Annotated in this window: 18 protein-coding genes; 7 read left to right on the plus strand and 11 right to left on the minus strand. The window is 67.9% G+C overall.

Annotated elements, in window-relative coordinates:
• Window positions 1-21: 21 nt before the first annotated feature.
• From GOPIP_RS06995 to GOPIP_RS07015, 5 genes are all read left to right on the plus strand, one after another.
• Complete coding sequence (locus GOPIP_RS06995; protein WP_006368886.1) at window positions 22-918, plus strand: class II glutamine amidotransferase domain-containing protein; 897 nt, start codon at window positions 22-24, stop codon at window positions 916-918.
• A complete protein-coding gene (locus GOPIP_RS07000; RefSeq protein ID WP_006368887.1) occupies window positions 906-1601 on the plus strand; it encodes a GltB/FmdC/FwdC-like GXGXG domain-containing protein in 696 nt (231 codons plus the stop codon). The genes GOPIP_RS06995 and GOPIP_RS07000 overlap by 13 nt, the downstream gene beginning before the upstream one ends.
• 62 nt (window positions 1602-1663) lie before the next feature.
• Complete coding sequence (locus GOPIP_RS07005; protein ID WP_006368888.1) at window positions 1664-2995, plus strand: FMN-binding glutamate synthase family protein; 1332 nt, start codon at window positions 1664-1666, stop codon at window positions 2993-2995.
• Window positions 2992-4182 carry an NAD(P)/FAD-dependent oxidoreductase gene (locus GOPIP_RS07010; RefSeq protein WP_006368889.1) on the plus strand — a complete coding sequence of 397 codons (1191 nt, stop codon included), beginning with the start codon at window positions 2992-2994 and terminating at the stop codon, window positions 4180-4182. The genes GOPIP_RS07005 and GOPIP_RS07010 overlap by 4 nt, the downstream gene beginning before the upstream one ends.
• Before the next feature lie 22 nt (window positions 4183-4204).
• Window positions 4205-5032, plus strand: a complete 828-nt coding sequence (locus GOPIP_RS07015; RefSeq protein WP_006368890.1) for a helix-turn-helix domain-containing protein — start codon at window positions 4205-4207, stop codon at window positions 5030-5032.
• Window positions 5033-5066: 34 nt separating this feature from the next.
• Here the strand turns inward: GOPIP_RS07015 and GOPIP_RS07020 are convergent, their stop codons facing one another.
• The 3 genes from GOPIP_RS07020 to GOPIP_RS07030 all read right to left on the minus strand — a co-directional run bounded on the left by GOPIP_RS07020 (window position 5067) and on the right by GOPIP_RS07030 (window position 7806).
• Window positions 5067-5555, minus strand: coding sequence for a hypothetical protein (locus tag GOPIP_RS07020; RefSeq protein WP_006368891.1), 489 nt, complete (start codon window positions 5553-5555; stop codon window positions 5067-5069).
• 437 nt (window positions 5556-5992) lie between these two features.
• The gene (locus tag GOPIP_RS07025) at window positions 5993-6394 is read right to left on the minus strand and encodes a hypothetical protein (RefSeq protein WP_210739791.1); all 402 of its coding nucleotides are present in this window, start codon (window positions 6392-6394) and stop codon (window positions 5993-5995) included.
• Window positions 6395-6945: 551 nt separating this feature from the next.
• Entirely contained in the window at window positions 6946-7806 is an 861-nt protein-coding gene (locus tag GOPIP_RS07030; RefSeq protein ID WP_006368894.1) for an ERCC4 domain-containing protein, read from the minus strand.
• 195 nt (window positions 7807-8001) lie between these two features.
• Between GOPIP_RS07030 and GOPIP_RS07035 the strand changes: the two genes are divergently transcribed.
• The gene (locus GOPIP_RS07035; RefSeq protein WP_420841420.1) at window positions 8002-9189 is read left to right on the plus strand and encodes a lipase family protein; all 1188 of its coding nucleotides are present in this window, start codon (window positions 8002-8004) and stop codon (window positions 9187-9189) included.
• Between the two features lie 13 nt (window positions 9190-9202).
• Here GOPIP_RS07035 and GOPIP_RS07040 read toward each other — a convergent pair whose 3' ends face one another.
• Window positions 9203-10084 carry a TY-Chap domain-containing protein gene (locus GOPIP_RS07040; RefSeq protein ID WP_006368896.1) on the minus strand — a complete coding sequence of 294 codons (882 nt, stop codon included), beginning with the start codon at window positions 10082-10084 and terminating at the stop codon, window positions 9203-9205.
• A 324-nt stretch (window positions 10085-10408) separates the two neighbouring features.
• Window positions 10409-11524 (minus strand): protein kinase domain-containing protein, encoded by a 1116-nt coding sequence (locus tag GOPIP_RS07045; protein ID WP_006368897.1) that lies wholly within the window; start codon window positions 11522-11524, stop codon window positions 10409-10411.
• Window positions 11525-11677: 153 nt separating this feature from the next.
• Here GOPIP_RS07045 and GOPIP_RS07050 point away from each other — a divergent pair, with 153 nt between their 5' ends.
• On the plus strand, window positions 11678-13006 hold the full coding sequence (locus GOPIP_RS07050; protein WP_240524049.1) for a ricin-type beta-trefoil lectin domain protein: 1329 nt from the start codon (window positions 11678-11680) through the stop codon (window positions 13004-13006).
• Between the two features lie 6 nt (window positions 13007-13012).
• Here GOPIP_RS07050 and GOPIP_RS07055 read toward each other — a convergent pair whose 3' ends face one another.
• Genes GOPIP_RS07055 through GOPIP_RS07080 form a run of 6 tightly spaced genes read right to left on the minus strand, consistent with a single transcriptional unit; the run spans window position 13013 to window position 19808 of the window.
• Window positions 13013-14083: a ferredoxin--NADP reductase gene (locus tag GOPIP_RS07055; protein ID WP_006368899.1), complete on the minus strand. Its 1071-nt coding sequence runs from the start codon at window positions 14081-14083 to the stop codon at window positions 13013-13015.
• Entirely contained in the window at window positions 14080-14796 is a 717-nt protein-coding gene (locus GOPIP_RS07060) for a TetR/AcrR family transcriptional regulator (RefSeq protein ID WP_006368900.1), read from the minus strand. The genes GOPIP_RS07055 and GOPIP_RS07060 overlap by 4 nt, the downstream gene beginning before the upstream one ends.
• Window positions 14793-16283: a pyruvate, phosphate dikinase gene (locus GOPIP_RS07065; RefSeq protein WP_006368901.1), complete on the minus strand. Its 1491-nt coding sequence runs from the start codon at window positions 16281-16283 to the stop codon at window positions 14793-14795. Before GOPIP_RS07065 ends, GOPIP_RS07060 begins: the two co-directional genes overlap by 4 nt.
• A 26-nt stretch (window positions 16284-16309) precedes the next feature.
• On the minus strand, window positions 16310-17182 hold the full coding sequence (locus GOPIP_RS07070) for a coniferyl-alcohol dehydrogenase (protein WP_035727386.1): 873 nt from the start codon (window positions 17180-17182) through the stop codon (window positions 16310-16312).
• On the minus strand, window positions 17179-18612 hold the full coding sequence (locus GOPIP_RS07075; RefSeq protein ID WP_006368903.1) for an aldehyde dehydrogenase family protein: 1434 nt from the start codon (window positions 18610-18612) through the stop codon (window positions 17179-17181). Before GOPIP_RS07075 ends, GOPIP_RS07070 begins: the two co-directional genes overlap by 4 nt.
• A complete protein-coding gene (locus GOPIP_RS07080) occupies window positions 18609-19808 on the minus strand; it encodes a cytochrome P450 (protein WP_006368904.1) in 1200 nt (399 codons plus the stop codon). Before GOPIP_RS07080 ends, GOPIP_RS07075 begins: the two co-directional genes overlap by 4 nt.
• Window positions 19809-19905: the final 97 nt, after the last annotated feature.

Consider the following 19905-nt stretch of genomic DNA (forward strand, 5'->3'; position numbering starts at 1 on the left):
GAACCACGAAAGGCCCACACCATGTGCGGAATCGTCGGGTTGCATCTACGCAACCCCGATCTGTATCCCCGCCTCGGGGAACTGCTCACCGGCATGCTCGGTGAAATGCAGGACCGCGGCGCCGATTCGGCGGGCATCGCCGTCTACGGCAACCCCAGCTGGGTGCCCGCCGGCCACGCCTGCGTCTCCCTTCTCGAGATCGACGTCGCCGCCGACGACGCCCAGGCTGCCGTCACCGAGGCGCTCGGCAGTCCGGTCGTCGCCCAGTATGTCGACACCACCCTCGTGCTGTCGGCGCCCGTACCCGCCGAGGAGCTGCTCGGCGCCGCCCGCACCACCTACCCCGGCGCCCTTGTCGCCGGTTTCGGTAGCGACCTGACCGTCCTCAAAGGTGTTGGCGCACCCCGTGATCTGACCGACCAGTGGGGCCTGGCCGCCGCACAGGGCTGGCAGGGCGTCGGGCACACCCGCATGGCGACCGAGTCCGCGGTGACCCCGGCCGGAGCACACCCGTACGCCGTCGGACCCGAACAGTGCCTGGTGCACAACGGATCGTTCTCCAACCACGCCACCATCCGCCGCGAATTGCGCGCGGAGGGAGTTGAATTCGACTCCGAGAACGACACCGAGGTCGGCGCACGCTTCGTCGCCCACCAGCTCGCGCAGGGCAAGGACGTCGAGACCGCACTCAAAGAGGTCTGTGCCACCTTCGACGGCTTCTACACCCTCGTCGTGTCCAACCGCGACTCGTTCGCGGTGGTCCGCGACGCCATCGCCTGCAAACCCGCCGTGATCGCCGAGACCGACGACTGGGTGGCGATGGCCAGTGAATACCGAGCCCTGGCGCACCTGCCGGGCGTGGAGAACGCACGAATCTGGGAACCAGAACCGGAGGTGGTCTACGCATGGACCCGCTGAACACCGATCGCACCGTCTTCGATCTGTCCGAAACCTCGCTGCGCGAAGTCAATTCGGCGCTGCACGGGGAGATCACCGGAGAGATCGAGATCAACTCACCGGCCGGTGCGCACAGCGTCGCCGCCGGGGTCAACGCCCCGGTGAAGATCACCGTCAACGGTCACGTCGGCTATTACGCCGCCGGCATGAACCAGCAGGCCGAGATCACCATCAACGGCAACGCCGGCACCGGTGTCGCCGAGAACATGATGAGCGGCACCGTCGTCGTCAAGGGCAACGCCTCCCAGTCGGCCGGTGCCACCGCACACGGCGGCCTGCTCGTCATCGAGGGCGACGCCGCCGCGCGCTGCGGAATCTCGATGAAGGGTATCGACATCGTCGTCGGCGGAAACGTCGGTCACAACAGCGCTTTCATGGCCCAGGCGGGCCGCATGGTGATCCGCGGCAACGCCGGTGCAGGCCTGGGTGACTCGATCTACGAGACCCGTCTCTACGTTCGCGGTGAGGTCGCCTCCCTCGGCGCCGACTGCATCGCGAAACCCATGCGCGCCGAGCACCTCGACGAGCTCGCCGGCCTGCTCAAGGCCGCGGGCTTCAAGGACGACGACCCGACCGAGTACTCGCGATACGGATCGGCCCGCGAGCTCTACCACTTCCACGTCGACAACACGTCGGCGTACTGACCCCCGGCGAACCCACCGCTCGGCCCCTCGTCCGACGACCCAACGCCGCACCCGGAGACATCATGAACCTCAGCAACGAACAGCGCGGTCTACGCGAATCCGCGACCTTCGACCGCACCACCATCGCCGCCATCCAGCGTGCCGCCGACACCGGTGTCTACGACATCCGTGGGTGGGGCGCCAAGCGCAAGCTGCCGCACTTCGACGACCTGCTCTTCCTGGGCGCGTCGATGTCGCGGTACCCCCTGGAGGGCTATCGCGAGCGCTGCGACACCGACGTCGTGCTCGGCAGCCGAAATGCCAAGTACCCCTTGCACCTCGACACCCCGGTCACGATCGCGGGCATGAGCTTCGGTGCGCTGTCGGCCGGCGCCAAGGAGGCACTCGGGCGTGGTGCGTCGGAGGTCGGCACGTCCACCACCACCGGCGACGGCGGAATGACACCGGAGGAGCGGGGGCAGTCGAAGAACCTGGTCTACCAGTACCTGCCGTCGCGTTACGGCATGAACCCCGACGACCTGCGCAAGGCCGACGCCATCGAGATCGTCCTCGGCCAGGGCGCCAAGCCCGGCGGCGGAGGAATGCTGCTGGGGCAGAAGATCTCCGAGCGGGTCGCTCACATGCGCACCCTGCCGGAGGGTATCGATCAGCGCAGCGCATGTCGCCACCCCGACTGGACCGGCCCCGACGATCTCGCCATCAAGATCAACGAGCTGCGTGAGATCACCGACTGGGAGAAGCCGATCTACGTCAAGGTCGGTGCGACCCGCACCTACTACGACGTCAAGCTCGCCGTGCACTCCGGTGCCGACGTGGTGGTCGTCGACGGCATGCAGGGCGGTACCGCAGCCACGCAGGAAGTGTTCATCGAGCACGTCGGCATCCCGACACTCGCCGCGATTCCGCAAGCCGTGCAGGCACTTCAGGAGCTCGGTGTGCATCGCGAGGTCCAACTCATCGTCTCCGGTGGGATTCGTAACGGTGCCGACGTGGCCAAGGCCATGGCGCTCGGTGCCGACGCCGTCGCCATCGGCACCGCCGCGCTGATCGCCCTGGGCGACAACGATCCCCGGTATGCCGAGGAGTACGAGAAGATCGGCTCGGCGGCCGGCTTCTACGACGACTTCCAGGACGGCCGCGACCCGGCCGGCATCAGCACCCAGGATCCCGAACTGTCCGCCCGGTTCGATCCGATCGTCGGCGGCAAGCGCCTGGCCAACTTCCTGCGGGTGACGACGATGGAAGCCCAGACCATCGCCCGCGCCTGCGGCAAGGCACACCTGCAGCACCTCGAACCCGAAGACCTGGTGGCGATCTCGATCGAGGCCGCAGCGATGGCGCGCGTCCCGCTGGCCGGCACCAGCTGGATTCCCGGAGCAGGGGCGGTGTTGTGAGTACCGAGACCGCATCCATCGTCATCATCGGTGGCGGCCTGGAGGGCGCGGCCACCGCCTGGGCGCTCGCGCAGCGTGGCGTCACCGATGTGGTTGTCTGCGAACGCGATACCGTGGGCGCGGGTATGACGGGCAAGTCATCGGGCATCGTCCGCTGCCACTACGGCGTCAGTTCGCTGGCGGCGATGGCAGCCGTCGGGCTCGAGGTGTTCGAGAAGGCCGAGGAGATCTTCGGCACCGACATCGGGTTCCGGCAGACCGGCTACGTCGTCGGAGTCGGTGAGGCCAATGTGGGCAATCTCCGCAAAAGCCTTGCCGCGCAACGCGAGGTCGGTGTGCAGACCGAGGAGATCGGGGTCGACGAGGTCGCCGCGATGTGGCCGGCCGCCGATCTCGAGCCGTTCGCGGCGTTCGGCTGGGAGGAACGCGGCGGGTACGGCGATGCGTATCAGACCGCGCAGGCCTTCGCCGCATCGGCGCGTTCCGGTGGAATCCGCATCCGCCAGAGCACGCCGGTTGCCGGTCTCATCGTCGACGGCGACGCCGTCACCGGCGTGAGACTGGTTGACGGATCGACGATCTCGGCCGAGACCGTCGTCGTCGCGACCGGCGCCTGGACGCGCCCGTTCCTCGCCGCCCACGGCATCGATGTCCCCATCGAGGTCCACCGCGAGCAGATCGTGATGATCCACCCCGGAATGGAACTCGGCAAGGTGCCGGTGTTCTCCGACCTCGTCTCACTGCAATACGTGCGGCCCGATGTCCGCGGTGAGATCCTGTTCGGCAACAGCGATCTCGCCGAGCTGGAGATCGCCGACCCCGACAACTACCTCAATCGTGCCGACGAGGCGTTCCTGGATCTGACCGTCGACAAGGTCGGTACCCGCTTCCCGCAGTTCACCGACGCGGCCATCACCAGTAGTTACGCCGGGTGTTACGACGTGACCCCGGACTGGAATCCGATCATCTCCACCGGTCCGCTCGAGGGACTGGTGATCGCCGCGGGCTTCAGCGGGCACGGTTTCAAGATCTCGCCGGCCGTCGGGCGGCTCGTCGCCGACCTCGTCGTCGATGGTCACAGCAACGACCCGCGCATCCCGGAGTCGGACTTCCGGTTGTCCCGGTTCGCCGAGGGCGACCTGCTCAAGACCCGCTTCCCCTACGTGGGCGCGGGGGAGATGCGGTGAGACCTGTCGTGCGGGGTACACCATGTGCGCCCTGAACGGCGGGGTCCGCGTCGCCGAGCTGCCCGAGGACCGGCGGTCGGGACTCATCGCCGAGCTGCCACGGTTCCCCACAGTGGACGACGTCTCCCGATATGCTGGCCCGGTGGCGGAGTCCGACGAATCGACGGGGATCGATCAGGCAGTGGCGGTGCAACCGGCAGGAGTCGGTGACGATCCGCTGATCCGTAACCAGTCCGGCATCGCCCGTGACCGGCCCACCGATCAGTCCGTCGAGGAACTCGAGCTCGAGACCGCGATTGCCGCCAACGTCCGGCGCCTGCGTCAGCAGCAGGGTCTCACCGTCGGCGACATGGCGTTACGCGTCGGCATCTCCAAGGCGATGCTCTCGAAGATCGAGAACGCCCAGACCTCGTGCAGTCTCAGCACTCTCGCGCGGCTGGCGACAGCCTTCGACGTCGCCGTGACCTCGCTGTTCCGGGGCGCCGACGTCGAGCGATCGGCGGTGTACGTCAAGGCGGGGGAGGGTTCGCGGATCGTGCGATCGGGGTCCAAGGAGGGCCACGAGTACGAGCTACTCGGGTCGTTGCGCGGTGAGCACAAACGTCTCGAATGCCTCCTCGTGACGCTCAACGAGGACTCGATCACCCAGCCGCTGTTCCAGCACCCCGGCACCGAGTTCCTCTACATGCTCGACGGCGTCATGGACTACGCGCACGGCCGCAGCGTCTACCGCCTCGCGCCCGGCGATTCCATGCAGCTCGACGGTGAGGCCCCGCACGGGCCGGTCGCCCTCATCGAACTGCCGATCCGCTTTCTGTCGGTCATCGCCTTCCCGGATTCGGCGGTCTGAGGGCGGTCCCCGTCGGACGGCGACCGGCTATCGGCTATCGGGCGACGACGCTGGCCCGGTCGGCGACCGGACGCAATGCGATCACCAGTGTCCCGGTGGCGATGACGCCGGCCGGCAGCTCGGCATGCACCGTCCGTCGATGTCCGGCGGTATCGATGACGGTGATGTCGGCCAGGGTGGCTCCGGCCAGGCCGACGCCGACGAACGCCACATCGGAGATCGCGGTGGTCAACGGCAACGCCGCATCGACTCGCACCACCGCGCGGCCACCTGTGACGTGCGCCGCGATGATCCTGGTGACCAGAACCGGGTGTGCCGCATCGCATTCATCGGTCGACGGGCAGCGCGGCTCGCCTGCGGCGTCGACGAAGAATCCCGTTGTGTGACGCAGTGATTCGGCACGCAGGTCGGTCTCACCGATGAAGAGGTCGGTCCCCGACGAGTGAATCGGGACCGGCCAGAGCGTGGGATCGAAAGATCGGGACACCAGAACGCCTTTCAGAGAGGGCAGCAGCTCGAACAAACTCACCTCTTCGGTCTACCCGGGTCTGCGGCGTAGCAACAGGGACTCCGGCGCCAAGATGTCGTCAAGATCCGCCTGCCGGCTCGCCGACACCCCGATCACGGTGACTCACGCCACATTTCACTAGAAACAGCAACCCCCAAGGCGACGGGCATCGTGCGTCAAGCCTGGCCGTGCATCGTGGAACACGTCAGAGAGAAACGCACACAGCGGATCTCGGAAGCACCAACGAAGAGGAGCCGATCATGGCCGCACCCCGTCGCAACAACAACCCCGCCCCCGTCCAGCGCCGCCGCCGCGTCCGCCGCTACGACCCGCGTTCGCGTCAGTGGCTCTGGGTGTGGCAGTGAGCGAGCGCTCTACGCGCTGACCCGTGCGCGACACGAACAACCCCGCCCACCGACGCCGGGCGGGGTTGTTCACGTGTGCGGGCGCGATCAACTCGTGGCGAGCGCCACGTTCAGGATGACGATGAGCACAATCAGCACGATCGGGATGACCGAGATCGCGATTGCCAGACCGACCCCGTTGTACTGCTGTGGTGCAGGGCCGAGCGAACCGCGGGAGTATGCCCACACCGGCGCGCGATACTCCAGCTCGACGCCCTGTCCGGGCTGCACGAGCACCGGGAAATCGGCGGGCCCGATGCGCGGGGGCAGGAAGTACGGAACGTGGACGTGCACGTGATGCTGTCCCGGCGGCAGCGGGATCTCGTTGCGGCCCCACGTGCCGGGAAGCTCGTGGCCGTCGATGACGATCTTCGGCTTGATGAAGAACAGCAACCACATCAGCGGGAAGAACTTCGCGTCGATGGCGACACCCTGCTGCTGACCCGCCATCACCGGCGGCGCGCCCTGCCCACCGCCCGGATGATAGGCGCCCGGAGCCGGATTCTTCTGCAGTGGAGCCGGATTCGGGGGTTGCTGCGCCGGCGGCCGGCCGTACTGGGATGGAGCCGACGGGGGCGGAGCAGATGGGGGCGGAGCAGATGGGTGAGCACCGTACTGGGGTGGGCCCGCCGGGGGCGCGCCGTACCCCGGGCCGGGCGGCTGTCGATACTGGGGCTGCTGGCCGTACGACGGTTGACCCGGGCCAGGCGGCTGCCCGTAGTGGGGTTGCCCGTACCGGGGTTGGCCCGGCTGCTGTTGCCCGTACGGGCCGGGTTGCCCGTAGGGCGGGTTCGGAGTGTTCACCATTTCCCCCTCGATCGTGCGAGCCGCGCGGCGTCGGGCCATCGTGGCTGGCAGTCAATCTACGCGATGACGGTTGCGCAGCAACGGTTTGCGACCACTTCGGGTGCAGAAGCGGACGCGATCCGTTGCGAATCTAGTCGCGGGTGCGGCGTGCGGCGGTCAATCGAACCGCTTTGCGGCAAATGTCCGACCGAGATTCATTCGATCGACGTCGACGCGCTCACGTCCCCACCACTGAGCTGCGTCGGCGAACTCTTTCCCGCCCGGTCGAGATCCCACTCGGCCAGGCAGGCACCGAACCAGCGGTACAACCACTCCTGTGCGAGTGCACGCGTTTCGCAGAACACGATCGGCACCGTCGGGAACCGGGCCTGCGCCTCGGCGACGGCGTCGGCCACCGAGGAGGTCGGGGCGTGTTCGAGTTTGAAGATCTTCGAGTACCCGGAGTCGACGATCACCGCGCCGCGCGGCTGTGCGGCGAGATCGGCCAGCAGGTAGGTCATCTTGCCCGACAACAGGCTCGACGCGAGGTCCTCGATGCTCTTGCGTTCGGCGGTGGCCACCAGATCGTCGCCGTCGAAGACCGCGTAGTCGCCGACCGGCAGGCCCCGCTTGCTGGTCTGCGCCTGCTGCGCAGAGAACTTGTAGCCGTAGCGTTCTCGGGTGTCGACGACGATGTCGACCACGCGACCGTGCGCCCGCGCCTTGGGGACCGTCACGTTCGGTCGAGCCTGTTTGGCGGTGCGTCGCGACTGCCAGAACACCATCTCGCGCCCGCGGGCGCGGGTGAGCACGAACTGCGAGCGGTTCTCCCGTCCGCGTTCGAGCACCAGGTCGATGGCCGCGCCGCGCCGGCTGATCGAACGCACCGCCAGGCATTCTACGATCTCGGGGTCGTCCGGCCACTCGGCGACGCGCTGGCAATACACCTTGGTGGTGCGCGGCCACGTCTCCCGGGTCTTCAACACGATCCCGTCCGCGCCCAAGGGCAAACGCACGAGGTAGGGCAGCGACGTGCCCTCCTCGGGATTGCGCGCGATCAGCAGGTCGTCCGGCACACGACCAGGGTGCCGGATCGAGGGGGCGCAGTCACCCCGACCGGCCGAGGAGACGCTCTCATCTGCAACAACCTGCTCTGGTCCATCCCGCCCGACCGGACCCGCAGCCGCTTAGGTTAACCTAACCGACATTGGGGAAGTCCGGTGTGCTGCGGGCCGCGGCCCGCGAGCGAAGAGGAAGAGGGGACTGCTGCAGTGCGTCGACGAGGACTGGTGCTGGGTGCACTACTGATCGGAGTGGTCGCCCTGTTGTGGTCGCCCCTGCCCGGGTCACCAACTGCACAGGCGGCGCCGAGTGTCACGTCCAAGGCCGGCGCGGGCACGGTGCTCGGTTCCACCGACATCACCGACGAGAAGGACGCCCGCATGACCGGCGCCCGCCAGGTGATCGCGATGACCTATCTGTCGGAAAACGCGCAGGGCACGCTGATCCCGGTCCGCGCCACCGTCTCGATACCCGAGAAGAACCCGCACGGCGGTGACTACCGCATCTTCGCGTGGGCGCACGGCACCGCCGGACTCGGCGACGGCTGCACGGTCACCGACCGGATGGGCGTCCGCGTCGACGGCAAGGAACGCTGGCACGACTGGATGGGCCCCTGGCTCGACGACGGCTACGTCATCACCGCCACCGAGTACGCGGGTGTCGGCGGACCGGGCGTGCATCCCTACGCCGACGGAGAGATGCAGGGCAAGAACGTGATCGACTCGGTACGCGCCGCGCGGACCGTCGTCGCCCAGTACTCCGATACCCGAGCCGGCACCGACTATCTCACCTCCGGCGGCTCCCAGGGCGGCCAGAGCGCGGTCTGGGCCGGACATCTCGCACCCACCTACGCACCCGAACTCCACAACGTGGGGGTTGCCGCCAGCTCGGTGCCCGTCGACACCTCGCAGCTCCTCAAGGTCGTCGCTCCCGGCGTCCCGCCCGTCGCGATTCCCGACTACGTCACCTATGTCTCCTACGTGCTCGCCGGTGTGAAGGCCGCGCGACCCGACGTCGACGTCGATTCCTACCTCACGCCGTTGGGTGAGAAACTCGTCGAAGATGCTGCGACACAGTGCTATCCGGAGTTCAGTCCGTCGACGCGCCAGTACAACGTCGGCCAGATGGTGACCAAGCCGCTCGCCGAGGGGCCGCTGATCGGCGTGGTGCACGAGCTCTCCGCCGTCCCCGACACCGGCTACCGCGCTCCGATGCTCATCCAGCAGGGCACGCTCGACGTGGTCGCGCCGGCCCCGCTGACCTCGGCGTGGGTCGACCGTGCTCGCGCCGACGGCGCCCGCATCGACTATCAGACCTACAACGACCAGCACGGACTCGGCGCATACTCCGAGACCGCGGCACTCAAGTGGGCCAACACGCTGCAGTGGGCGCGGTAGGTCGGGACGCGCCTCAGAGATCCGGCCCGCAGGCGTCGTGGGTGAGTGCCGCGACGATCTCCGGGCGCACCTCCTCGACGAACTGCAACCACTGGCCGATGCCGGCCGCGACGTTGTGTCGTGAGAACGCCGTGGCCTCCACCGTCAGCACGGCGACGATGCAGGTGTCGTGCACGACGAGCTTGATCCCGGTGTAGGGCAGCGTCTCGGTCGCCACGAAGCGGTAGGCCGCAGGCAGATCCGTGACGTGCTCGACGACGGTGCCGAAGAACTCCAGTGTCGGGCGTGTGGGCAGGATTCGCAGCCACGACTTGACCTCACCGGTCGGCAACGGAATGTCACCGTCGTCGTCGACCAGCACCGGATGCCCCGACATCGTTTCGAGCGCCTCGAGCACCATCGCCCGCAGGTCACTGTGCCGTGCGGGTAGGGCGATCACCTCGAGCGCCGGCTCGTGCCGGGCCGGCACATCCCCGGTGAGGAAGGCCGGATGCCCGACTCCCCAGATCTCGATCAGTGTGGTGGTGGCCAGCGCGGCGAGAGCATCGACCTGCGCGCGGTCGGCCTCGGAGGTGAACGATCCGTCACCATCGTCGCGATCCCAGCCGAGCAGTTCGAGATCGGCGATGTTCTCTCGCAGCACGTCGGGATGCGGATGCAGATCACCCTCGACGATCGTGCACACGATGCGGTCCTCGCAGGCAGAGAAGCTCAGCACCCCGTGGGAACCCTCGGGGATCTCCAGGTTCTGTTCGACGATGAGTTCCTGCCCGTCGTCGAGGTCGGACAGAAGAGCGGCGAGCAGGTGCCGGTACCGGGCCCAGGCCTCGTTGACGGCCGTGTCGAAGTCGACGTCCCCACGCATGTCGTCTGCACGCATGTCGTCTGCGCCCATGGCACACCTCTCATCCGGGTGAAACCTCTGCTGGCCCACGTTCGGCGATCCGGCTCCTCTACGGCCCGACCAATTCTGACCGGCTGCATCATGACCGGGCTTGCATCATGATCTGCTTGCGAGGTTACGGATCCCCACCACCGAGTGCCGCATCGCGCACGAGGATCCCCCCATTCGTAGGACCCGGGCGCACACCGTCGCTGTAACGCGATGTCGACGACTCGTCGCCACCGCGACACCCACTGTTTCAGCACGGCCCGACACAGTCCGGTGCCGGTGTGATCGGCGCGACACCGCCCCGCGTTACAGGACCCCACAGGGGACTCAGACGGGAGTCAGCCCGATCAGCCGACACAGACGGTCCTCGTCGATCACGTGCAGTGCCTGGCCGCGCCGTTTGCGTTCCCGCGCGGCAAACAGCTTGCGGCCCTCGTGCGCCCCGAGGCCGCCGTCGATCTGATGGGCGCGCACGAGGACGGTGGTGTCGTCGCCGACCATCGACTGCACCGCCGCCCCGGATTCCTCGATGAGCGTGGTCAGTTCCTGTTGGGTGCCGGTGCTGAACCGGCCGGTGATCACCACGCGGTGTCCGGCCAGTCGTGCCGGCCCGCGTGCCGGACTCATGTCGACCTTGTGGAGATCGGTCAGTGCGCGCAGAGCCTGTGTGCCGTCGACGTAGCGGGTGCCCTTGGCCGCGGTCGCGTGCCAGATCCAGCACTTGAGATCCTCGGGCGCGTCGAGGTCGCGGATGCGGGAGATGTCGTCGTTGGTCCAGTCCGCCCCGGTCAACAGGGTGCAGGTGAGCAGGCCGAGCTGGTAGATGTCGAACCACGTCGCCCAGTGGCGGTAATCGTCGACGTCGGCGGGCATGTACGCCGGCGTGTAGGCGTCCAGCGGTGAATGCCGGGGTGTCAGAGCGTGTTTGGCGATCCCGAAATCGCCGAGAGCCAGCCGGCCGTCGCGCAGGAAGACGTTGTCGGGCTTGATGTCGCGGTGGGTGACACCGGCCGCGTGCATCACGGCGAGCAGACCGAGCAGGCCGCGGACCTCACGGCGGACCCGTGCCGGACGCCATCCCGCCCACGCACCATCGGCCACGAGATCGCCGACCGTGCCCTCACGCATCCACTCGGTGACGATGACGTAGCGGGTCGTGCGTCCGGGCCCGGAACCGAAGGCGAAGGCATCGAGGAGCGCGACCACCTCCCGGCGCCCGGCGAGCAGGTGCCCCATGTGCGCCTCGCCGTGCCAGTCCGCAGCGTTCGCACACACCTTGACGCAGACCTTGCGGGTCACCCGATCGCTCGATGACGCCAGCCGTGAGGCGCGATAGACATGGCCGAAGCCGCCGCCGTCGAGGAGCCCGTCGACCCGGTAGCGCAGTCCGGTGTCGCCGACGATGATCTGACCCGCACGGAGCGGCTGACGTGCCCCAGTCACGCCACCACGGTAGGGCATGGGTCCGACGGGCTCTCGCCGTACCGGCAGCACGACACACGCGTCGCCGAGGGTGGCTCGCGCATTCTGTCGGTTTCGTACTGTTTTCCCAAATGCAATCATTCCCACGGCAGGAATGCCAAATAATCATCAGGTATGAAGCGAGGAATCAGGAACGGGCCGGTGCGAAAAGCGGTGTGCGTTGTTGTCTGCAGCATTCTCGGCATTGCCGGAATGGTGCTCGCCAACGGACCGGCATCGGCCGCCGATTCGACATTCATGGTCAAGTCCGTCCTCAACGGCCAATGCCTCGACAACTCCGACGCCGCGGCCCGCTCCGGCAACCGGGTACTGCTGTACGAATGCCACGACGGGATCAATCAGCAGTGGACGGTCGGTGCCGACGGCCGGGCCCGCGTGCAGGGCTTGTGCTTGCAGCCGGTCGGGGCGGTCATCGCCAACGGCCGCAACCTCGAGATCGCGACCTGCTCGACCTCGCCGGCCCAGGTCTGGGGTCAAGGCGCCAACGACTCGCTACGCCCCAACTACGGCAACTACTGCCTGACCGCCGCAAACGGCGCCGTCTCGCTGCGGACCTGTGCAGGGACGACGGCACAACGATGGACACTGACCTCGGCCGCGGCAACACCCACCACAACCACAACAACGACACCCACGACCACGACACCGACGACCACGACACCCACGACCACGACGAGCACTCCCGCCGCGGTGACCAGCCCGTCCGGCCAGACGGCACCCACCGCGGACCTCGCCGGCTGGCGCCACATCTTCGCCGACGAATTCACCAAGAACGCGGCACTCGGCTCGTGGGCCAATTCGTGCGAGCCCGACAAGATCGTCTACACCGGCGCGCAGGGCCAGAAATGGCGCACCTATCCCCAGTGCTATCTCGACACGTATCAGAAACGCCCCTATCGCCCCGACGCGGTGCTCTCGGTCGACGGTGGCATGCTCGATTTCTTTCTCCGCCAGGTCGACGGAAAACCCGCAGGCGCGAATCCGTCACCGCTGATCACCGGATCGAGCCAATACCAGACCTACGGGCGCTATTCGGTGCGAATGCGCGTCGACCGACCGGGACTCTCCGAATACTATGTGGCCTTCCTGCTCTGGCCGCAGTCCGAACAATGGCCCGCCGGCGGTGAATTCGACTTCCCCGAGGGATCCCTCGCGGGCACCGCCAAGGGCTATCACCACTACTCCGGTCTCGGTTCGTGCGTCAGCTGTCAGGCCGTCGCCACCGACATCGGGGCCACGTTCACCAGCTGGCACACCTACACGATGGAATGGAGTCCCGGCCGCATCCGCTACCTGCTCGACAACACCGTCGTCCTCGACACCACCGCCTGGGTGCCCTCGGGCCCGATGCGGTGGCAACTGCAGGCCGAGACCAACGGCAACGGCACCAGCTCCGGGCACCTGCAGGTCGACTGGGTCTCGGTCTGGGCCTACAACGGCTGACGCCGACTACTCGATCTCGATCTCCACCTCGGCCGAGCGAGGCGTCGCCTGACACGCCAGGAGGTAGCCGTCGTCGATGTCCTCGGGTTCGAGCGCGATGCCGTTCCCGTGATCCACGGTGCCCGAGACCAGCCGGGCGACGCAGGACCCGCAATCACCCTCCCGACACGAGTAGGGTGCGTCGATCCCCTCCGACAGCATCGCGTCGAGCAGGGGAGTCGTCGTGGCGCAACCGATTTCGGTGACGCTACCGTCGATGTGGACGGTCAGTGCGCACGGTGCGGAGCCCTCGTCGGCCACCGACAACGTGAAGGGGTCGCCGGTCAACGACACATATCGCTCGATGTGCAGATCGGTGTGCGGCACCCCCGCCGCAAGCGCTTCGCGCTCCACCAGATCCATGAACGGCGCCGGTCCGCACACGAAGACCTCACCGCCGGCGACCTCACCGCGGGCCGCGGCGCAGAGCGGGGCGACGGCGTCGGCGGTCGGTAGCCCGTCGGAGTCCTCCCGCCAATGGTGCACGCGGAGCCGCCCCGGATGGCGTGCGACCAGCCGGTCGAGCTCGTCGGCGAAGATGGTCGACGGCCGGTCGCGGTTGGCGTAGAAGAGGGTGACCGGACAGGTGTGCAATTCCAGCGCCGACCGCAGGATCGACATGACCGGTGTGATGCCACTGCCCGCGGCGAACAACGTCAGCCGGTGGTCCCACGAGTGCGGGGTGAACACCCCCGACGGTGCGATGATGTGCAGGACATCGCCCGCGGAGATGTTGTCACACAACCAGTTCGAACCGTAACCGTCGGTGACGCGTTTGATGGTCACGGCCGGGATGTCGTCGACCCCGGGTGCGGTGCTCAACGAGTAGCTGCGCGCCACCGAACCGGTCCGGTCGCTGGGGATGCGGATGGTGACGAACTGTCCCGGGCGTTGCTCGATCCCGTCGGGCAGCCGAAAGCGAATGGTGCGGGCATCGGCGGTCTCGTCGACGACCCCGACCACCTCCACATCGATACCCAGAGTGCGCGAACGCGATTCGACCGGCGCTCCGCCGGTCCCCGTGGTCGCCGCCGTCATCGGTGCACCTCGCTGCCGGACGCCACGAGTGGCAATGCGCGGTACCACAATTCGCCCAGCGCGCGACCGAGATCCTCGATCCGTTCGCGTCGCGGAGCGGTCACCGGCAGGCCGACATGCACGTAGGCCATCTGCTCGGTGGCGCAACCGAGGGTCTCGGCCAGCAGGTTCTTGTCACAGTGCGCGATGACGCCCTGATCCTCAAGCCGCGTCAGCCACCGCTCGGTGCGCCGGACGAAGTCGCCGCGCAGGTTCAGCCACAACTGCTGGAATCCCTTGTTCTCGCTCGCGGCGGCCGCCTCACGGAGCAGGCGCAGCATGTGCCGGTTGCGTGAATAGGACTGCAGGTAGGTCGTATTCACCTCGATGAGTGATTCGAGTTCGCCGTGCGCGTGATCCGGTCGTAGTCGCGCGGCGGCGAGCTCGGTGAGCGACGGCCGCAGAGCTGCGAGGAAGATGTCGTCGAGGCTGGTGAAGTGTCGGTAGAAGTTTCCCTGCGCGGTGTCGGCGTGGTGGGTGATGTCGGAGATCCTGGTGCGGGTGTACCCGTACTCGGTGAAGCACTCGACCGCGGCCTTGACCAGCTTGTCCCGGGTCTGTTCGCCACGTCGGTTGGGGCGCTTGGCAATCGACGGCGACTCGTCCATCAGTCCGGCGGCGGTGTAGACCGCATCGATTCCGTCGGTGCCGGGGTTGCCTGACTCGGATGTCATCGGGCTGAGTCCTCCAGGGCGGGTTGCGCGAGCAGCGCGAGCGGATGGTCGGCGGGCAGCGGATCGGGCAGGAACCCGGCCAACGCGGTCAGGTACTCGTCCTGTCCGTCGCCGGCCGCGAGGGTGTCGCCGTCGTAGATCGTTCCGGTGGTGCCGTCCACGGTGACGGTGCGACCGTCGAGTTCCGCGCTGAGCCCGGTGCCGCAGCCGACCACGCAGGGCACTCCGATCTCGCGGCAGACGAGGGCGGCGTGCGAGGTGGTGCCCCCGACCTCGGTGACCACCGCCACGGACTCGAACATCGCCGGAACGTCCACCGGTGAGGTCGACGGACGTACCAGCACCACCGACTCGCCCTCGGCGGCGGCCGCGCACGCGGCATCGGTGTCGGTGTAGACGGTGCCCGTTGCGGCTCCGGGTCCCGCACCGACCCCCCGCGCGATCGGTTCGCCCGCCCCGCTGACGGTGGAGTCCTCGAGAAGTGTGCGCACCTGCTCGGCGCTGACCCGTTCGAGTGCCTCGGCCTCGGAGATCGCGCCCTCGCGCACCAGTTCCACCGCGATCCGCACCGCCGCACGTGCCGACCGTTTGCCCGAACGGCATTGCAGCATGTAGAGACGTCCGGATTCGACGGTGAACTCGATGTCGACGAGGTCGCGATGTTCCTGCTCGAGGATCTCGGCGATCTCGGCCAGCTGCCGATACAACTCGGGGTCGTGCGCGGCGAACTGCGTGATCGTCTCGGGTGTGCGCTCGCCGGACACCACGTCCTCGCCCTGTGCGCGAGACAGCCACTCGCCGAACAACTTACGTTCACCGGTGGCCGGGTCGCGGCTGAACACCACGCCGGTTCCCGAGTGCTCGTCGCGATTGCCGAAGACCATCGCCTGGACGGTCACCGCGGTGCCTCCGCCCGCTCCGAGGCCATGGCGCCGTCGGTAGGCGGCCACGCGGTCGTTGGTCCACGACCCGAAGACAGCGCCGATCGCCTCCCGCAGCTGGTCGTAGGGATCCGCCGGTGGCAATGCGGCCTTGTCGCCGAGCACGATCTCGCCGTAACCGGTGCAGAAGCGCTGCCAGGTGTCGTGGGCCCACGCCGGGTCGCCGGTCGCCGCCCCGAGGTCGGTCACCAGCGCTTCGGTCAGGCCGAGATTGAGCACGGTGTCCATCATGCCCGGCATGCTCTGGGCGGCTCCGGACCGCACCGACACCAACAGCGGGAAGGGGCCCTGCCCGAAGCGCTTTCCGGTCTCCCGTTCGAGTTGTTCGAGCGCGGCCAGGGTGTCGCGCCAGACGTCGTCGGGTAGGTGACCGCCGGCGTCGTGATACGTGCCGCACAGCGGGGTCGCCAGCGCGAAGGCCGGTGGGACCGGGAGGCCGAGCGCCTGCATCCGGTTGACGCTGAAGGCCTTGCCGCCCAGCAGTTCACGGTCGGCGGGAGCCGAACCATCGAGTGCGAGTACGTGTCGGGTGTGTGTGGTGGTCATCGGGGGGATCCTTTGGTCCGGTGCGTTCAGACGGGCGAGGAGGAGCGGGAGTCGGTGGCGACGGGGCGCAGTGGGTTCTCGACGGAGGCCGCACGGATGGCGCTGAGCCCACCGTCGACCGGGATGTCGATGCCGTTGACCCATGAGGCGTCCGGGGAGAGCAGGAAGTCGATGGCGGCGGCGGTTTCCGCGGCGGTGCCGTGCCGGCCCACCGCGCCGGCCGATCGGCTGATGGCCTCGACTCCCATGGACTGTTCGAAGTCGCCGAGGATGGGTGTGTCGGTGGGGCCGGGGCTCACCGAGGCGGCGCGGATTCCGCGGGGCTGCAACGCCGCGGAGAGCGCGACGGTCCAGTCCAGCAGTGCGCGTTTGGAAGTGTCGTAGGCCGCCGAGCCGTCGACTCCGGTCTCCGCGACCCAGCGGTCGATGTCCGCGCGGCTCTCGGCTGCGAGGAGTTCGGTGATGCGTTCGGGCGGTTGGGTGTTGCGATGCGCGGCGAGTGAGGCGACGTTGACCACTGCCGCACCGGTGGTCATCCGCTCCAGGACGCGCAATGTCAGTGCCCGGACGCCGAGCGTGTTGACCGCCAAGACGACCGACGCCGGCGCGGTTCCGGGGACCCCGGCGACGTTGGCCAGCGCGTCGATGCGGTCGGGGAGTGCGACCGCATCGATCGACCTCGGTTCCGAGAGGTCGCAGTGGACGAATCGCGCTCGCGGGTCCGTGCTCTCGTTCAGATCGAGTGCGATCACCGTGGTCTGTGGATCGGCGTCGAGTAGGCGACGCACCAGGGCGGCACCGATACCCGACGCCGCGCCGGTCACCACGATCGTGCGTCCTCCGGGACCGTCCGGGGTGCCCTCCACGTGGTCGTTGGAGACATCGAGATGGTCGTTCATGACATCACCGCCTTGATCTCGGTGAACTCGGCCATGCCGACGGCGCCGAGTTCGCGGCCGTAACCGGAGTTCTTGGTGCCGCCGAAGGGCACCGCCGGGCGTTCGCGGGTGCGCACGCCGTTGATCTTCACCTGGCCGACGTCGAGATGGTCGGCGACCTCGACGGCGGATTCGGTTCGGGCCGACCAGACCTCGGCCGACAGGCCGTAGTCGGAATCGTTGGCGATGGCGATCGCGTCGGCGAGGTCGTCGTAGTACTGTGTGACGAGCACCGGGCCGAAGATCTCCTCGCGGACGGCCCTGGCGTCGGCGGTGAGGTCGGCGAACACCACCGGCGTGACGAAGCACCGTGACCGACCGAGGGTGGGGTTCTCGCCGGAGCCGGCGACGATGCGCCCGCCGTCGGCACGGGCCGCCTCGATGTGCGCGAGCACCTTCTTGGTGTGCGTGCGGGACGCGAGTGGTCCGTGGGTGGTCGACGGATCGGCCGGATCGCCCAGCCGGAATGCCGAGATCGCCTCGGCCATGATGGATTCCGCCTCGGTGGCGCGACTCGCCGGCAGCACCAGGCGTGTGGTCGCATTGCAGGCCTGCCCGGAATTGACCAGCCCGGAGGCCAGCACCCGGGGCAACACCGCGTCGAGATCGGCGTCGGGAAGGACCACGGCCGGCGATTTGCCGCCGAGTTCGAGTGTCGCCCGGCGCAGCGAGGCCGCGGCATTGGCGGCCACCGACCGCCCCGCCCGGACACTGCCGGTGAACGACACGTGCGCCACCCCCGGGTTGCTCGCGAGCGCGGCCCCGGTGCTCTCACCGGTGCCGTTGACGACGGTCAGCGCGCCGGCGGGAAGCCCGGCGGCGAGCAGGCATTCGCGCACCAACAGCGCGTCGAACGGTGTGGCCTCCGACGGTTTGAGGACCACGGTGCAGCCGGCCGCGAGTGCCGCCCCGACCTTGGCGATGATCTGGTGGACGGGCATGTTCCACGGGGTGATCGCGCCGACCACACCGGCCGCGACGCGGTGCAGCCGCGCGCCGTCGATCTGCTCGGTGAACGCGAATGTCTCGAGAGAGCAGGCGAACTCACGGAGTACCGATGCCGGCATCGATTGCTGCGTGACGCCCGCGAGGCTGATCGGCATGCCCATCTCGCCGGACACGGTGGCGGCCAGCGAGGCATGGTTCTCGATCAGGTCGGCGGCGCGGCGCAGCACCGCGGCCCGGTCGGCGGCCGGGGTCGCCGACCACCCGGGAAAGGCGTCTGCCGCCGCGTCCACGGCCTGCGCCACGATTCCCGGCTCGGCGATCCCGGTGGTCCCGATCACGCTGTCGGAGAACGGGTCCACCACATCGACCGTGGCCGAGCCCGCCACCTCGTCGTGTCCGATGACGGCGGCGGGCGCGTGCCGGGTGCGCACGGTGGCGGTCATCGGTGCGCCCGTACCGTCACCGGCAACGACTTGATGCCGCGGAAGAAGTTGCTCTGCAATCGGTCCGGGCCGTCGAGGACGTCGATCGCCAGGCCGCGCTCGATGACCCGGGTGAAGAACAACTTCGCTTCCAGTTTGGCCAGATTGGAGCCGAGGCACGCGTGGGCACCCCAACCGAAACCGAGGTGCTCGTTGGGGAAGCGGGTGCCGATGAAGGTGTCCGGGTCGTCGAAGACCCGCTCGTCGCGATTGGCCGAGCAGAACCACATCACCACCTTGTCCCCGGCGGCGATGGTTTTGCCGTACATCTCGACGTCGCGGGTTGCGGTGCGGCGCATCGAGATCACCGGCGTCACCCAGCGGACCATCTCTTCCACCACGACCCGGATCTTGTTCGGGTTCTCCCGCATGTGATCCCACCATTGCGGATTCTCGGCGAGCACGTTGACACCACCCGACAACAGATTCCGGGTGGTCTCGTTCCCGGCAACCATCAGGATCAGGTAGTAGGCGTCGAGGTATCCGCGGCTCAGCGGCACCCCGTCGAGTTCGGCGGCGGTCAGGACGCTGATCAGGTCGTCGGCCGGGCACTCGCGCCGCAGCCGCTCGAGACCACGGAAGTAGTCGAACACTTCGTCTCGGGCGCGGACGGCGGTTTGCGGCCCCTCGGAGTAGGTGGGGTCCTCACTGGCCATCTGATTGGTCCAGCGCAGCAGGTTCGGGCAATCCTCGAGGGGTGCGCCGAGCAGGCGCCCGATCATCACCAGTGGCAGTTGCGCGGCCACCGCGGAGACGAAGTCGATGCCGTCGTGGCCCGCGGCGTCGTCGAGGAGTTGATCGATGACGGCGGTGATGTCGCCCTCGAGGGCCTTGAGCTTGACCGGCCGGATCTGCGGTGTGACGATTCCGCGGAGTTTCGTGTGCTCCGGCGGGTCGACGTGATGGATGCTGCGCGCGCCCTCACCCTCGGCGCGCCGGCTCTGAATCTGGGTTCCGTCGGTCACCGAGAACGTCTCGGCGTCGGCGGCGACGGTCTTGATGTCGTCATAGCGGGTCACCGACCAGAAGCCCGGACCGTCCGGCTCCTCGTTCCAGTGCAGTGGGTCGTCGTTGCGCAGGCACGCGAAGAGTGCGCCGTCGGTTCCCGCGGCAAACGGGGTCAGATCCATCAGGTCGATGTGGTCGGCGATGGTCATCTCATCTCCAGAAGGCTGTGGTTTGCGACTGTGGTTTCACTAAATCATAGACTAAGGTGTGGTGTGAACCACAAGCAAGAACTTATTATGACCCGAA

The organism is Gordonia polyisoprenivorans NBRC 16320 = JCM 10675, from assembly GCF_000241325.1.
In the GTDB taxonomy this organism is placed as follows: domain Bacteria; phylum Actinomycetota; class Actinomycetes; order Mycobacteriales; family Mycobacteriaceae; genus Gordonia; species Gordonia polyisoprenivorans.